Source organism: Pseudomonas sp. 2957 (assembly GCF_031456345.1).
Lineage (GTDB): Bacteria > Pseudomonadota > Gammaproteobacteria > Pseudomonadales > Pseudomonadaceae > Aquipseudomonas > Aquipseudomonas siliginis.
This window is the reverse complement of record NZ_JAVDUL010000002.1, coordinates 712,679-727,301: the sequence shown is the minus strand read 5'-3', so window position 1 is coordinate 727,301 and position 14,623 is coordinate 712,679. Positions and strand designations below refer to the sequence as shown.

Below are 14,623 nucleotides of genomic sequence, written 5' to 3'. Positions count from 1 at the left end.
TGGGTGACTGATACGACGCTTTCGCGAGCAGGCTCGCTCCCACAGTTGGTTCTGGGCAAGGCACGATCAGGATTTTCGGGCTTCCTCTTCGAGCTGATCCGATTCAAACAATTTGGCCAGTTCCGCCCGGGCTTCCTGGGCGGTCTGCAGGACTTTGGCGGCGTCGTCGTAGACGGCGTGTTGCGCCTCCAGCACCTGTTCGTCGTGATGCTTGAAACGCTTGATCCGCGCATCGGCCTGGGCTTGGGTCAGACCGAGGCCGACCAGCGTGCGCCGGCTCATTTCCAGGCTCGAGTAATAGGTCTCACGAATCGCTTCCGCGCCGACATCCACCAGGCGATGCACGTGCTGACGGTTACGCGCGCGGGCGATGATTTTCATGTGCGGATATAGCTTGTGCACCACTTCGGCAGTCTTGATGTTGGTCTCCGGATCGTCCGTGGCGATGACGAAATATTCCGCCTCGCCGACCTTCGCCGCGTGAAGGATTTCCGGGCGCATCGGGTCGCCGTAGAACACCGGTACGCCGCCGAAGCTGCGTGACAGTTCGATGGTTTCCACCGAGGTGTCCAGCGCAACGAACTTGATGTTCTGCGCGCGCAGAATCCGCGCCACGATCTGGCCCATCCGGCCCATGCCGGCAATCACCACGCGCGGTGCTTCGGTGTCGATTTCGCGGAATTTCTCCGGCACTTCCACCGGCTGCACTTTCGGGCTGACCAGACGCGCGCAGATCAACAGCAACAACGGCGTCAGCGCCATCGACAGAGTGATGGTCAGCACCAGCAAATCGTACAGACGCGGCTCGAACAGGCCCTGATCGCGGCCGATCTTGAACACCACGAACGCAAACTCACCGCCGGCGGCAAGGACGATGCCGAGGCGGATTGCGCTGATCTTGTTCAATCCTCCTGCCAAGCGCCCAACCACGAACAGCAGCGGCAATTTCAGACCGATCAGCAACAAGGTCAGGCCCAATACGGTGATCGGCGCGCTCAACAACAGGCTGAGATTGGCGCCCATGCCGACGCTGATGAAAAACAGCCCGAGCAGCAGGCCCTTGAACGGTTCGATCTGCGCTTCCAGCTCATGCCGGTATTCCGAATCCGCCAGCAGCAGACCAGCGAGAAACGCACCCAGCGCCATCGACACACCGACCAGATCCATCAGCCACGCCGTGCCGATCACCACCAGCAACGCGGTGGCGGTGGACACTTCCGGCAGACCGGTTTTTGCCACCACGCGGAACACCGGACGCAGCAGATACCGTCCGCCGATCACCACCACGGCAATGCCGCCGAGCACCTGCAAGCTGTGACGAATATCGTCGGCGGTGCTGGTGTGATGATCGACGCCGGCGAGCATCGGCACCAGGGCGATCAATGGAATCGCCGCGATGTCCTGGAACAGCAGAATCGCAAACGCCAGCCGCCCATGGGGGCTGGTCAGTTCCTTGCGTTCGGCAAGGCTTTGCAAGCCAAAGGCAGTGGAGGACAGCGCCAGACCGAGGCCCAGCACAATCGCGCTGTTCAGCGGCTGGCCGAACACCGCCAGTGCCAGCACGCCGATCACCGACGCGGTCAGCAGCACCTGCGCCAGACCGACGCCGAACACCGATTTGCGCATCACCCACAAGCGCCGCGGCGACAATTCGAGGCCGATGATGAACAGCAGCAACACCACGCCCAGCTCGGAAATATGCGCAACGCTTTGCGGGTTGCCGATCAGACCGAGCACCGACGGGCCGATGATCACCCCGGCGAACAGATAACCGAGCACCGCGCCCAGTTGCAGACGTTTGGCCAAAGGCACGGTGAGCACGGCCGCGAACAGAAACACGACGGCGGCTTGCAACAAATTGCCTTCATGGGGCATGGAACGACTCCTGACTACGGCTACGGCGGGGGTGACAAGGATAAGGGTTACGCGGTCTCCAGACCATTCGAGAACCAATGTGGGAGCGAGCCTGCTCGCGAATGCGCCGGGTCAGCCACCTATCCATTGACTGATGCCCCGCGTTCGCGAGCAGGCTCGCTCCCACAAGGGCAGCTTCCATCAGGTCTGTAATAATTTGCATCAACTGGTTACATTTATAACCCCTGCGCATCAATTTCCGGAAACGCCATGGCCATCAACTTCGACCTCAACGACCTGCAAGCCTTTCGCGCGGTGGTCGAGCAGGGCAGTTTTCGCAAGGCTGCCGACACCGTGCGCCTGTCACAACCGGCGCTGAGCCGGCGCATTGAAAAGCTCGAAGATGCCCTCGGCGTGAAACTGTTCGAGCGCACCACGCGCAAGGTCAGCCTGACCCAGGCCGGGCGCGGCTTCATGCCCAGCGTCGAGCGCTTGCTGGATGATCTCGACATTGCCTTGCTCGGCATCAGCGAAGTCGCCTCGACCCGTCTGGGCCATGTCACCGTCGCCTGCGTGCCCTCGGCGGCGTACTACTTCATGCCCCGCGTGGTCGCGCGCTATCACCAGCAGTTTCCGCGGATCAAGGTCAAAGTCCTCGATTCCAGCGCTCACGATGTGTTGAGTGCGGTGGTCAATGGCGAGGCGGATTTCGGTTTGAGTTTTCTCGGCACGCAGGATGCCAAAGTCGAGTTCGAACCGCTTGTGCAGGAGTGCTACGTTGTCGCCTGTCGTCGCGATCATCCGCTGGCCGGGCGCAGCAGCGTCAGTTGGGACGAGTTCTATAAGCAGGATTACATCGCGCTGGACAAGACCTCGGGCAATCGCTTTCTGCTCGATCAGGCCTTGGGCGGGGTGGTGCCGCAGCGTCAGAGCATCTGCGAGACGCGGCATGTGACGACGATGATCGGTCTGGTAGAGGCGGGTCTGGGCGTGGCAGCGGTGCCGTTGATGGCGATGCCCGGGCCGGATCATCCGATCCTGACGCGGGTGCCGCTGATTGAGCCGCAAGTGATGCGCAGTGTCGGCATCATCAAGCGCCGGGATCGCACGTTGACCCCGGCGGCACTGGAACTGGAGCGGCTGGTCGTGGAGATGCGCGTCCAGCCGCCAGCGATCAACGCTTGACCGAATCCAGCCCGGTGGCCTGTACATCAGCCTGAGCGGCCGGTGCAGCGAGGTAGGCGAGCAGGGCTTTGGCCTCTTCCGGATGCTCGGCCTTGACCGGAATGCCAGCGGCAAAACGTGTCACCGACTGCACCGATTCCGGAATCTTCGCGACGAAGCTCACGCCCGGCACCGGCAGCAATTCGCTGACCTGCTGGAAGCCCAGCTGATAGTCGCCAGTGGCAACCACCGAACCGACCGGGATCCTGGCAATCATTTTCGCTTTCGGTTTCAGCTGGTCTTCGATGCCGAGTTTCTTGAACAACTGCTGTTCGATGTACACGCCGCTGGCGCTGTCGGAGTAGGCCACCGACTGCGCGTCGAGCAGGGTTTTCTTCAGGCCGTCGACGCTGCTGATGTCCGGTTTCGCCGCGCCTTCACGCACCACCATGCCGATCCGCGAGTCCGCCAGTTCAACGCGGGAGGCCGGGTCGACCTTGCCTTGTTTGATCAGCTCATCGAGGGCGTAACCGACCATGATCACCACGTCGGCGTGCTCACCGCGTGCCAGACGATTGGGAATCGCTTCCGGCGCCTTGCCCATCGACGGGCCGAGGCTGGTGGTCAGCGTGTTGCCCGTTGCGGCGGCGAATTTCGGCCCGAGGATCTTGTAGGCGGCAGTGAAACCACCGGAGGTCATCACGCTGAGTTCTTCGGCCTGGGCCGCGAAGTTGAGGGCGAGACCGGCGAGCAGGGCGGTGACAGTAAAGAGTTTTTTCATGGCGAGTATTCCTCAGGCCGCGACAGGTTGCAGACGACCACCGGCACGGCGGTACAAGTAAAGAGTGGCGCACAGCGCGCACAGGGCACCGATGCTCATCCAGTAGCCTGGCGCGGCTTTGTCGCCGGTGTACTGGATCAGAAAGGTCGACATCGCCGGGGTGAAACCGCCGAAGATCGCCGTGGCCAGGCTGTAAGCCAGGGAGAAACCGGCGACGCGCACTTCAACCGGCATGATTTCGGTCAGCGCCGGAATCATCGCGCCGTTGTACAAGCCGTAAATGAAGGACAACCACAGCAGCGACAGCAGCATGTTGGTGAAGCTCGGCGCCTGCACCAGGAACGACAGCGCCGGATAAGTCGTGGCCAGTGCCAGCACGGCCATGCCGATCAGCACCGGACGACGGCCGATACGGTCGGACAACGCGCCGCCAATCGGCAGCCAGAAGAAGTTCGACACGCCCACCAACAGCGTTACCAGCAACGCGTCGGAAGTGCTCAGGTGCAGCACGGTCTTACCGAAGGTCGGTGCGTACACGGTGATCAGGTAGAACGCGGTGGTGGTCAGCGCGACCATCAACATTCCGCCGAGTACCACGCTCCAGTTCTGGCCGAGGGTGCGGAACACTTCGCGCATGCTTGGACGGTGTTTGCGTGCGGCGAACTCTTCGGTTTCCGCCAGGTTGCGGCGCAGGAAGAAGATGAACGGGACGATCATGCAGCCGACGAAAAACGGAATGCGCCAGCCCCAGGCGGCCACGGCTTGCGGCTCCATCCACTGGTTCAGACCGTAGCCCAGCGCTGCCGCGACGATGATCGCCACTTGCTGGCTGGCCGACTGCCAAGCGGTGAAAAAGCCTTTGCGGCCCGGCGTAGCGATTTCGGACAGATACACCGAGACACCACCGAGTTCCGCGCCGGCGGAGAAGCCTTGCAGCAGTCGCCCGATCAACACCAGCGCCGGGGCGAACAGGCCAATGGTTTCGTAGCCGGGCACCAGCACGATCAATATCGTGCCGCTGGCCATGATCGACAGGGTGACGATCAGACCTTTGCGCCGGCCGACGTCATCGATGTAGGCGCCGAGCACAATGGCGCCCAGCGGACGCATCAGGAAACCGGCGCCGAATACTGCGAAAGTCATCATCAGCGAGGCGAACTCGCTGCTCGCCGGGAAGAACACCGCCGCGATCTGCGTGGCGTAGAAGCCGAACAGAAAGAAGTCGAACTGTTCGAGGAAGTTGCCCGAGGTCACCCGGAAGATGGCACCGGCCCGCGAGCCGTTGGTTGGGATTGAGGCTGTCATAGAAAAGTACTCCACCGCTTTTATGACGTGCGCTACGGAGAAGCGGCGCACGGTTTTTATTGGGGTGGATGGTGGCGCAGATGTAACAATCTGTTAATTGCATTGTTGGCATGGATTGATGCGTGGGGCGGATCAATGGCTTCAGTGCCTGGCGCATTTGTGGGAGCAAGCCTGCTCGCGAAGGCGCCTGGTCAAGTGATGATTTGTTTCGGTCGACCGGGTACATATCCGTTGCTGCGGTAACGGCTGCTTAAGGTTTCGCCCTTACGGCGAGTCACCTTTTCCAAACGCCGAAAAGGTAACCGAAAAGGCTTGCTCCTGCGTTCGGCCCTCGCAGGCTCGGGTTCCTTCGCTGCGGGATCGATCCGGGCGCAGCGGCTACGGTTTGCTTCGCTGCACCTCCTTCCGCTGTGTCTGGCTGCGCCAGACGGTCGCTGCGCTCCCACCCCCGGATCAATCCCTCCACTCAGCCTTCCGACGTCGCCGGTGGATCAAAAGCAGGATCAAAAGCACTCGAGCTTGCGCTCATTGTTGAGTGGGGCGGCTTCGCCGCGGGCAGCTGCGCTGCTTTGCTTTTCTGGTGGGGGCGAGCCTGATCGCGACGACGGCCTGCAGGTGAACCCGTTTCCATCGAATTCACGCGATCCAACTGTAGGAGCTGCCGAAGGCTGCGATCTTTTGATCTTGCTTTGCTTTGCTTGGTTTTGTAGGAGAGGACCGGAGCTCTGGACAATAATTGCGCTGTAATACCAATCCCTGTGGGAGCTGGCTTGCCAGCGATGGCGGTCTGATGGACAAAGCCTTCTAACGGCCGCATCCGGCAAAAAACAAGGAATGTTTCCCGCGCCACGCAGTCGGAGTTCAGGTACTACCCATCTGAAAGAGGTTCACCGATGAACAGCAAAACCCTAATCGCCAGCCTGGCCCTTGTTGCCGGTATTGCCGGGATCACGCCCGTTGTTCAAGCGGCGCAAACCTCCAGCGAACCCGCCGTGCAATCGCCGACCAGCGATCGCCAACTGAAGGTCAACGACCGCGCACCGGAAATGTACCAGCGCGAAGACAAGGCGCTGAAGAACTGGAAAGCCAAAGGTCTGAAAGCACCGATCGAGCAGGCGCAGTGGGTGCAGATCAATGACAAGTACGTGATGGTGATGATCACCAACGGCACGATTGTCGAGATGCATCCCGTCGAGAAATAGCCTGAACATCGGGGGGAGCGTTTACAGAAGCTCCCCCTTGTCCCAAAGCTGCACCAGCTCCCCAGGCGCCTGATCCTCTGGCACCTTCAACACCATTTCCCCTGACGGGTAGCGCACCTCAATCTGGTAGAAGCGCTGATCCCCACGGCCGGATTCGCTGCTGTCCAGTGGCAGGCAACCCTCAAGCACCGAGCATATTCTCGAACGCTGACTGATGTCGCATTGCGCGAATTCGATTTCCCGTGGGCGGCTCAGGCTGTGAATCGCTGCAACGCCACCCTGGCGAGATACACGCAAAACGGAATCTTTATCCAGCTCGGGTAGCGTTTTCATACGGTCTCCTCGGATTATTCGATACCGACCTGTGCCCAGGCTTGCTGCACTGTGTCGGCTGCTTCTGCGCCGAAGCGCTGGGCGGCGTGGTCGATCGTCAGTTTTGCGAACGCGTCGAACGTTGCCTCCTTGCTCAAGCGGTCATCACACAGCGTGTCGTACCAGATGTGTCCGGCCTTTTCCCAAGCGAAGCCGCCAAACGCTCGCGCTGCCAGGTAAAACGCGCGGTTGGGAATGCCGGAGTTGATGTGTACGCCGCCATTGTCTTCGCTGGTGATGACGAACTTGCGCATGTGATCCGGTTGCGGATCCTTGCCCAGCATCGGGTCGTCGTATGCCGTGCCGGGATGCGACATCGAGCGCAGGCCCTTGCCTTGGATCTGTGGCATCAGCAGGTCGGCGCCGATCAGCCAGTCTGCCTGCTCGGCGGTTTGGCCGAGGATGTATTGCTTGATCAACACGCCGAATACATCCGAGAGCGACTCGTTCAGCGCGCCGGACTGGTTGGCATAAATCAGCCCGGCTTCGCTTTCGGTGACGCCGTGGGCCAGTTCATGGCCGATGACGTCGAGCGAGCGGGTGAAGCGCTGGAAGATTTCGCCATCGCCGTCACCGAAGACCATCTGCGCGCCGTTCCAGAATGCGTTCTCGTAGCCTTGCCCGTAATGCACGCTGCCGATCAGCGCGAATCCCTGATTGTCGATCGAGTCGCGACCAAGCACCTTCCAAAAGAAATCATAGCTGGCGCCCAGCGCATCGTAAGCCTCGTCGACCGCCGGATCTCCCGATGCCGGCTGGCCCTCGAGGCGCACCGGCATGCCCGGCAAGAGCATTTTGTTCTGCGCATCATGCACACTGCGCCGCGCCAGGCCAGGCTTGCTCGCTTCCGGCAGAATCGCCCGCGCCGGCGGCTGCGAAGGGCGGCCGGGGTTGGGCAGCAGGCTGCGTACATGGTTGAGCGTCTGCATCGCGGCGTTGCGCTGCGGCTCGGAACCGTGGGCGATGATGCGGTTGAGGATGTAGGGCGGGATGAAACTGCGCAGCAATCGAGAGTCGGTCATCTAAGCATCCTTGTCGTCATTCGATGTCGATACACATGTGAGCGGCTATGCGTGTTTTCGGTTCCATGGATTGCCATCGCCGCCGGATTCTGCGAAAAACGCCGCCTGCAAACATCTCGAGAGCCAACGACATGACAGACGAACTGCAAATCATCGACCTGCAACCGGGCGACGGCAAAGCCGCGGTGAAAGGCGCGCTGATCACCACCCAATACACCGGTTGGCTGGAAGACGGCACTGAATTCGATTCGTCCTGGAGCCGGGGCAAACCGTTTCAGTGCGTGATCGGCACTGGCCGCGTGATCAAAGGCTGGGATCAGGGGCTGATGGGCATGCAGGTCGGCGGCAAACGCAAATTGCTGGTACCGGCGCATCTGGGCTACGGCGAGCGGACCATGGGCAAGATTCCGCCGAATTCGAATCTGGTGTTTGAAATTGAGTTGCTGGAGGTTTTGACGCGGGAGGATTGAAGGGGAGGAATCATCCAGCGGAACTCCTGTGCAGCTGGATGATGTCGATGGTTAACCGCGAAGTTGAATGCTATTCAACTCCCTCGATTTCAAAACTCGGAATGCAGGGTGTACATTGCCACGCAAAGCCAGTGTCAGGCCCATTGCAACGGGCCTGACGGAAAGCAAATGTCCACCTCCAGCCTTGCAGCAGCTGACAGGTTGACCAACGCATCCAGCGAGAATTTGTCGATTTTCCCGTTGAGTACATCATTGAGGCGTGGCTGCGAGATTCCCAATCTCTGTGCCGCGTCCTTTTGAGGGAACTCCCACGCTCGGATGGTCTCGCAAAGCGAACGCATGAGCTTGGCTCGCAGACGCATGTTGGCAGCTTCCTGAGGCGTGTCCTCCAATGCATCCCATACACTGGAAAATCGTTGGGATGAGTCTTGATGTTCCTTCATGGCTTAACCTATTTCCTGATATCTGGCCCGGGCCAGTTCGATGTCTCTAATTTCCGTTTTACGTGTGGTTTTGTGCATGGCGTGAAGCACATAGATTGCTTCAGGTCGATTGACTACATAAAACACGCGAAACGCCCCTGAGTCCTCGGTGATCCTGATTTCGTTGACACCGCGTCCTACGGTTTTCACAGGGCGCCAATCGAGTGGGGCATCACCCTGTTGCAACAGGTCCAGCTGAAACCCCGCCGCTCTTCGGGCATCAACCGGGAACGCTTTGAGATCTTTCAATGCGCTTCCCACGACCACCACATCCTTGTGTTTCGGCATCGGCTTGTCCTGTGTCAAAAGGAAAAGCGTAATAGCTGAACGTAAGCGGCGACGGTGAGTTTTATTGCAAGAAATGCCAGTGCCCGTTTGATTTTCAGGCTATATCAGAATCAATATAAAGCAAGCCGCATTTTCCGTTTCACAATTTTCACCGTGAGCGTTTCTGCCGGCCTCGCCGTCAACGTCAGCGCTTAAAACGCTGCGGGATGGAGCGAAAGCTTGTTGCTTCGCCCAAACCGCTCCCGATAAACCGACGGCGGTACGCCCACCACGCTGCGGAACGCCACACGAAAACTTTCCACCGAGCGATAGCCGCAGCGCTGGGCGATCTGCTCGGTGTGTTGATGGGTGCTCTCAAGCAGCTCCCGCGCTCGCGCCAGGCGTTCATGTTGCAGCCAGGCTTTCGGCGATTGCCCGCTGGCTTCGGTGAAGCGCCGCAGAAACGTGCGCTCGCTCATTGCCGCTTCGCTGGCCAGATCGCGGACTTCCAGTGGTTCGTGCAGGCGTTCGCGGGCCCATTGCATGACGCGCGACAGGTCGCTGCGGGGCGTCGGGCTAACCGGGGTGGGGATGAACTGGGCCTGGCCGCCGGTGCGTTGTGGCGACATGACCAGGCGCCGCGCGACGGCGTTGGCGACCTGCGTGCCGAAGTCACGTGTCACCAGATGCAGGCAGGCGTCGATGCCGGCGGCGCTGCCGGCGGAGGTGATCAGTTGACCGGCGTCGACGTAGAGCACGTCCGGATCGACCTCGATGGCCGGGAAGCGTTGCGCCAGTTCACCGGTGTAGCGCCAGTGCGTGGTAGCGCGGTGGCCGTCGAGCAGGCCGCTGGCGGCGAGGACGAACACGCCCGAGCAGATCGACAGCAACCGCGCGCCTCGGTCATGGGCCTGACGCAACGCGTCGATCAGCGCAGGCGGTACCGAGGCGTTGCGGTCGCGCCAGCCGGGAATGACGATGGTGCGCGCTGCGGCGAGCAGTTCCAGGCCGCCATCGGCCAGTACCTGAATGCCACCCATGGCGCGCATCGGGCCTGGATCGACTGCAGCAATCGCGTGTTCGTACCAAGGGAAGTCGAACTCTGGCCGGGCCAGGCCGAAGATCTCCACGGCAATGCCGAACTCGAACGTGCAGAGGCCATCGTAGGCCAGAATGGCAACCAGATTGGGCTGAGTGAGCATTTGGCGGAAAACTCCCGGTCGGTGTCTTGCGCGCCACTGTAGCGGCAAGCGCCGTCTCGATAAAGTCTGTTCATCCCCACAGACAAAGGAGCAACACAACATGACCAGCCTGGTTCGCGAAATCCCCGCCGCACCTTCGGCGATTGCCCTGATGCATTTCAGCAATCGTCTGACCTTCGAAACCGATTGTTCCGACGTGTTCAGTAGCCAAGAGGCCGGGGAGGTCGACTTCGTTCTGGTGGATGTGCGCGGCCCATTGGCGTTCGAGCGCGGCCATGTGCCCGGCGCGATCAATATCCCGACACGCTTGCTCACGGCGGAGCGCTTGGCCGATTACCCGAAACACACTTTGTTCGTAGTCTATTGCGCCGGGCCGCATTGCAATGGGGCGAACAAGGCTGCGGTGAAGCTGGCGGCATTGGGCTATCCAGTCAAGGAGATGATCGGCGGCGTCACCGGATGGCTCGATGAAGGTTTCGAACTGAGCGCGGCGTCAGTCGCCAATACTCCTGTCGCCTGCGAATGCTGACGTTTCTGTAGGAGCTGCCGGAGGCTGCGATCTTTTGATCTTGATCTAAAAAAAACAAGATCAAAAGATCGCAGCCTCCGCCAGCTCTACGGGGGATCGGCGTTTCTTGCTCTGAAAACAGTCTTGTCCTACATCCTTCGCACCAACACGGCGCACGCGTTTACTCTCGTCAAAGTGATCGCCGATGTTCTGTAAGTATTTGTCGCTTAAAAACAATTGCCTCCGTGCGCGCCGCCATAGACTGCCGGCCACTTCGGTTTTTGCCGTTAGAACGCCATGACCGAACGCTGACTCGAAAGCTGCCAATAAAAGCCTCCGCACGGGAGTAATAAATGAAAAAGCTAGTGATGTTCGGTGCCCTGGCACTGTCGATGTTGTCCCTGACCGCTGTGGCCGAAGACGCCAAGCCGATCCGCATCGGTATCGAAGCCGGGTACCCGCCATTCTCGATGAAAACCGCTGACGGCAAACTCACTGGTTTTGACGTGGACATCGGTGACGCACTGTGCACGCAGATGAAAGTTAAATGCACGTGGGTCGAGCAAGAGTTCGATGGCCTGATCCCGGCGCTGAAAGTGAAGAAGATCGACGCGATCCTGTCGTCGATGACCATCACTGACGATCGCAAGAAAAACGTCGATTTCACCATCAAGTACTACCACACCCCGGCGCGCTTCGTGATGAAGGAAGGCTCGGGCGTGAAAGACCCGCTGACCGAACTCAAGGGCAAGAAAGTCGGCGTGCTGCGTGCCAGTACCCATGACCGCTACGCGACCGAAGTGCTGGTTCCGGCCGGGATCGAACTGGTGCGCTACGGCTCGCAGCAGGAAGCCAACCTCGACATGGTTTCCGGGCGTATCGACGCGATGCTCGCTGACTCGGTCAACCTCAGCGATGGTTTCCTGAAAACCGACGCCGGCAAAGGCTTCGAATTCGTCGGCCCGACCTACGAAGACGCCAAATACTTCGGCGGCGGCGCTGGCATTGCCGTGCGCAAGGGCGATACCGCACTGGCTGAGCAATTCAACAAAGCCATCACCGAAATCCGCGCCAATGGCGAGTACAAGAAAGTCCAGGACAAGTACTTCGACTTTGACGTGTACGGCCATTAATACGCCGTGAAAAAAAGTGGCCCCGTTTGCGCGGTGGCCACTTTTTTTATGCTTTTTTATTTATGGAAATTCTCTGTGGGAGCGAGCCTGCTCGCGAATGCGGTCTGACATTCGATATCGTCATCGTCTGACCTGACGCATTCGCGAGCAGGCTCGCTCCCACAGGGTTTTACGTAACCCAGCTATTCAGGAGTTTTTCATGCAACGCATCGACCACGTTCTGCCCTGGAGCCATTTGGGCAGCGAGCGCTCCCTCAGCGTGTTCCGCTACGGCGCCGGCAGCCGCAAGGTGTATATCCAGGCCAGCCTGCACGCTGATGAACTGCCGGGCATGCGTACCGCGTGGGAACTCAAGCTGCGCCTGAACGAACTGGAACGGCAGGGCCGTTTGCAGGGCGTTATCGAACTGGTGCCGGTGGCCAATCCGATCGGCCTGGATCAGCATCTGCAAGGCAATCACATGGGCCGCTTCGAATTGGGCAGCGGCAAGAACTTCAACCGCGCGTTCGTCGAGCTCAGCGCCCCGGTGGCGGCGCTGGTTGGCGAGCGTCTGGGCGCGGATGCCGAGGCCAACGTCGCGCTGATTCGCCAGGCCATGGCTCAAGTCTTCGAAGAATTGCCGGCGCCGGCCTCGCAACTGGAGGCCTTGCACCGCTTGTTGCTGCGCCACGCGTGCGACGCCGACATCACCCTCGATCTGCATTGCGACTTCGACGCTGCGATTCACCTCTATGCGCTGCCGCAACACTGGCCGCAGTGGCAATCGCTGGCGGCGCGGCTGAAGGCGGGCGTGGCATTGCTCTGCGAGGACTCCGGTGGCAGCTCGTTCGATGAGTCCTGCTCGACGCCATGGTTGCGTCTGGCCAAAGCATTCCCGAACGCGGCGATTCCGGCGGCGAATCTGGCGACCACGCTGGAGCTGGGCAGCATGGGCGACACCCGCGTCGATCAGGCTCAGGCCAATTGCGAAGCGATTCTGGGCTTTCTCGCCGAGCAGGGTTTCATCAGCGGCGAATGGCCGGCGGCGCCGAGCGAATGTTGTGAAGGTCTGCCGTTTGAAGGCACCGAATACCTGTTCGCCCCGCACCATGGCGTGGTCAGTTTCTTGCGCAATGCCGGCGAGTGGGTAGAGCAGGGCGATGCGCTGTTCGAGGTTGTTGACCCGTTGCAGGATCGCGTGACCACCGTGCGCGCCGGCACCAGCGGGGTGCTGTTTGCGATTGATCGCGGGCGTTATACCGAGCCGGGGATCTGGCAGGCGAAAGTGGCGGGGCGGGTGCCTTTTAGAACCGGGAAGCTCACCAACGACTGATGGCTCTTCGCTGAATTTGCTGACCCCATCGCTGGCAAGCCAGCTCCCACAGGGTTGCGGTTGATCCCAGATTTTGTAGACGCCGTAATTCTTGTGGGAGCTGGCTTGCCAGCGATAGCGGCATCAGCCACTCCACAAAATTTGGATCCTCAGCCGAGAATGTTAGGCTCCCCCGCGAACCCGACACTCTGTGAAGGAACGCTGCAATGCTGAAATTGTTCGCCCTGCTGACCCTGCTCGCATCCACCGCCGTCCACGCGCAAGCCACCCTGCAATCCGACTTGCCGCTCAAATACCTCGAACAGGTCCACGCCGACGCTGAACCACGTCCGCTGGTGATTTTCCTGCACGGTTACGGCAGTAACGAGGCCGATCTGATCGGCATGAAATTTCAGCTGCCGGCGCAGTACAACTACCTTTCCGTGCGCGCGCCGATGACATTGGGTGAAGGACGTTTCCAGTGGTTTCGCAAGAAGGGCGAAGGCGCCTACAACGGCGAGACCGATGATCTGAAGGTCAGCGGCCAGAAGCTGCGCGACTTTATCGCCCAGGCGGCGAAGAAATATCACGCCGCGCCGGACAAGGTGTACCTGATCGGCTTCAGCCAAGGCGCGATGATGAGCTACGAAGTGGGCCTGCGCGCGCCAGCGGTCGTGGGCGGGTTTGCCGCGTTGAGCGGGCGCTTGTTGCCGGTGCTCAAAGCCGAACTCAAGCCTGGGCAAGCGCCGCTGCCGCTGAGCATTTTTATCGGCCACGGCACCGCTGATGATCCGGTGCCTTACCGTCACGGCACCGAGGCCAACGCGCTATTGCAGAAACTCGATTACAAGCCCGAGTTTCACGCTTATCCGGGCGTCGGCCACAGCATCAGTGCGGCCGAATTGCGCGATCTGAATGGCTGGTTGCAGCGGCTCAATCCTTGACGATGGCTTTGATCAAGGCATCGTGAGCTTTCTTGTCGCTGGCGCGGGAAATTACCTGCACCAGCGCCATCTTCGTCCCCGAGCCGGCCAGCAGCGTGGTGTTCAGGGTTTGGCCACCGCCCTGAGTGGCGGTGCTGTCAACCTGACGCAGCCCCAGGCCGGTGCCTTTCTGGGTCAGGCTTTTTTCGCTGAGCTTGTTGAAGTCCGGCAGGGCCTTGCGCTGATCGTCGATGAAACTCGACACGCTGCCGTCGAGAAACTCACCGTCGTTGTCCTTGACGTTCTGCCCAGCCGGGATCTGGTTTTCGGCGGCGATGACCACGGTCTTGGTGGTCTGGTTGGTGTACATCGTGCCCTTGGCCCCGCTCGGGCTGGCGGGCAGCGGGTTGGCGACAAAGCCTTTGGGTAGGACAAAGGCAAACTTGCCGTCGAGCAGCGAGACCTTCTCGGTTTTGACCTTTTCCTTGGCGGCGTGCGCGTTGATCGCGGCGAAACCAGCGATGGCCGCCAGCAACAGGACGACGGCTTTTTTGCTCAACAATGACATGTGAATCTCCGGTGAATGGTCGCGCGAGGCGGGCGATCATCCCACGGAGCGTGCCGGGCGTTCCAGCGCGATTCGTCCG

Annotated in this window: 16 protein-coding genes; 7 read left to right on the top strand and 9 right to left on the bottom strand. The window is 60.4% G+C overall.

All coding sequences use genetic code 11. The features are described from left to right. Positions 1-66: 66 nt before the first annotated feature. Complete coding sequence (locus J2Y39_RS08790; RefSeq protein WP_095182026.1) at positions 67-1,875, bottom strand: monovalent cation:proton antiporter-2 (CPA2) family protein; 1,809 nt, start codon at positions 1,873-1,875, stop codon at positions 67-69. A 249-nt stretch (positions 1,876-2,124) separates the two neighbouring features. On the opposite strand from J2Y39_RS08790, the gene J2Y39_RS08785 reads away from it, so the two are divergent. Continuing rightward, entirely contained in the window at positions 2,125-3,039 is a 915-nt protein-coding gene (locus tag J2Y39_RS08785; protein WP_150634976.1) for a LysR family transcriptional regulator, read from the top strand. Here J2Y39_RS08785 and J2Y39_RS08780 read toward each other — a convergent pair. Both J2Y39_RS08780 and J2Y39_RS08775 read right to left on the bottom strand, forming a co-directional pair. Beyond that, a complete protein-coding gene (locus tag J2Y39_RS08780) occupies positions 3,029-3,799 on the bottom strand; it encodes a substrate-binding domain-containing protein (RefSeq protein WP_282386705.1) in 771 nt (256 codons plus the stop codon). The genes J2Y39_RS08785 and J2Y39_RS08780 overlap by 11 nt on opposite strands. 12 nt (positions 3,800-3,811) lie before the next feature. Continuing rightward, a complete protein-coding gene (locus tag J2Y39_RS08775) occupies positions 3,812-5,104 on the bottom strand; it encodes an MFS transporter (protein ID WP_310216769.1) in 1,293 nt (430 codons plus the stop codon). Between the two features lie 893 nt (positions 5,105-5,997). On the opposite strand from J2Y39_RS08775, the gene J2Y39_RS08770 reads away from it, so the two are divergent. Next, the gene (locus J2Y39_RS08770; RefSeq protein ID WP_056789015.1) at positions 5,998-6,306 is read left to right on the top strand and encodes an RcnB family protein; all 309 of its coding nucleotides are present in this window, start codon (positions 5,998-6,000) and stop codon (positions 6,304-6,306) included. A gap of 21 nt (positions 6,307-6,327) precedes the next feature. On the opposite strand, the gene J2Y39_RS08765 is transcribed toward J2Y39_RS08770, so the two are convergent. Together J2Y39_RS08765 and J2Y39_RS08760 are read right to left on the bottom strand one after the other, a co-directional pair. Continuing rightward, positions 6,328-6,639 carry a protealysin inhibitor emfourin gene (locus tag J2Y39_RS08765; RefSeq protein ID WP_305381043.1) on the bottom strand — a complete coding sequence of 104 codons (312 nt, stop codon included), beginning with the start codon at positions 6,637-6,639 and terminating at the stop codon, positions 6,328-6,330. 14 nt (positions 6,640-6,653) lie between these two features. Beyond that, positions 6,654-7,700 (bottom strand): M4 family metallopeptidase, encoded by a 1,047-nt coding sequence (locus J2Y39_RS08760; RefSeq protein WP_310216765.1) that lies wholly within the window; start codon positions 7,698-7,700, stop codon positions 6,654-6,656. A gap of 131 nt (positions 7,701-7,831) precedes the next feature. On the opposite strand from J2Y39_RS08760, the gene J2Y39_RS08755 reads away from it, so the two are divergent. Further along, positions 7,832-8,170 carry an FKBP-type peptidyl-prolyl cis-trans isomerase gene (locus J2Y39_RS08755; protein WP_041477007.1) on the top strand — a complete coding sequence of 113 codons (339 nt, stop codon included), beginning with the start codon at positions 7,832-7,834 and terminating at the stop codon, positions 8,168-8,170. Between the two features lie 134 nt (positions 8,171-8,304). Here J2Y39_RS08755 and J2Y39_RS08750 read toward each other — a convergent pair whose 3' ends face one another. The 3 genes from J2Y39_RS08750 to ftrA form a co-directional block, all read right to left on the bottom strand. Continuing rightward, positions 8,305-8,613, bottom strand: coding sequence for an XRE family transcriptional regulator (locus tag J2Y39_RS08750; RefSeq protein ID WP_310216761.1), 309 nt, complete (start codon positions 8,611-8,613; stop codon positions 8,305-8,307). 3 nt (positions 8,614-8,616) lie between these two features. Next, complete coding sequence (locus tag J2Y39_RS08745; protein ID WP_310216758.1) at positions 8,617-8,940, bottom strand: type II toxin-antitoxin system RelE/ParE family toxin; 324 nt, start codon at positions 8,938-8,940, stop codon at positions 8,617-8,619. A gap of 191 nt (positions 8,941-9,131) precedes the next feature. Then, positions 9,132-10,121 carry a transcriptional regulator FtrA gene (gene ftrA / locus J2Y39_RS08740; protein ID WP_310216755.1) on the bottom strand — a complete coding sequence of 330 codons (990 nt, stop codon included), beginning with the start codon at positions 10,119-10,121 and terminating at the stop codon, positions 9,132-9,134. Between the two features lie 100 nt (positions 10,122-10,221). Here ftrA and J2Y39_RS08735 point away from each other — a divergent pair, with 100 nt between their 5' ends. From J2Y39_RS08735 to J2Y39_RS08720, 4 genes are all read left to right on the top strand, one after another. After that, the gene (locus J2Y39_RS08735; protein WP_041477005.1) at positions 10,222-10,650 is read left to right on the top strand and encodes a rhodanese-like domain-containing protein; all 429 of its coding nucleotides are present in this window, start codon (positions 10,222-10,224) and stop codon (positions 10,648-10,650) included. A 332-nt stretch (positions 10,651-10,982) separates the two neighbouring features. After that, a complete protein-coding gene (locus tag J2Y39_RS08730; protein ID WP_095182017.1) occupies positions 10,983-11,762 on the top strand; it encodes an ABC transporter substrate-binding protein in 780 nt (259 codons plus the stop codon). Between the two features lie 199 nt (positions 11,763-11,961). Further along, positions 11,962-13,074, top strand: a complete 1,113-nt coding sequence (locus J2Y39_RS08725) for a succinylglutamate desuccinylase/aspartoacylase family protein (protein ID WP_073471250.1) — start codon at positions 11,962-11,964, stop codon at positions 13,072-13,074. A 206-nt stretch (positions 13,075-13,280) separates the two neighbouring features. Then, positions 13,281-13,997 (top strand): prolyl oligopeptidase family serine peptidase, encoded by a 717-nt coding sequence (locus J2Y39_RS08720; RefSeq protein ID WP_310216750.1) that lies wholly within the window; start codon positions 13,281-13,283, stop codon positions 13,995-13,997. On the opposite strand, the gene J2Y39_RS08715 is transcribed toward J2Y39_RS08720, so the two are convergent. After that, positions 13,987-14,544, bottom strand: a complete 558-nt coding sequence (locus tag J2Y39_RS08715) for a hypothetical protein (RefSeq protein ID WP_310216747.1) — start codon at positions 14,542-14,544, stop codon at positions 13,987-13,989. The genes J2Y39_RS08720 and J2Y39_RS08715 overlap by 11 nt on opposite strands. Between the last annotated feature and the right edge of the window lie 79 nt (positions 14,545-14,623).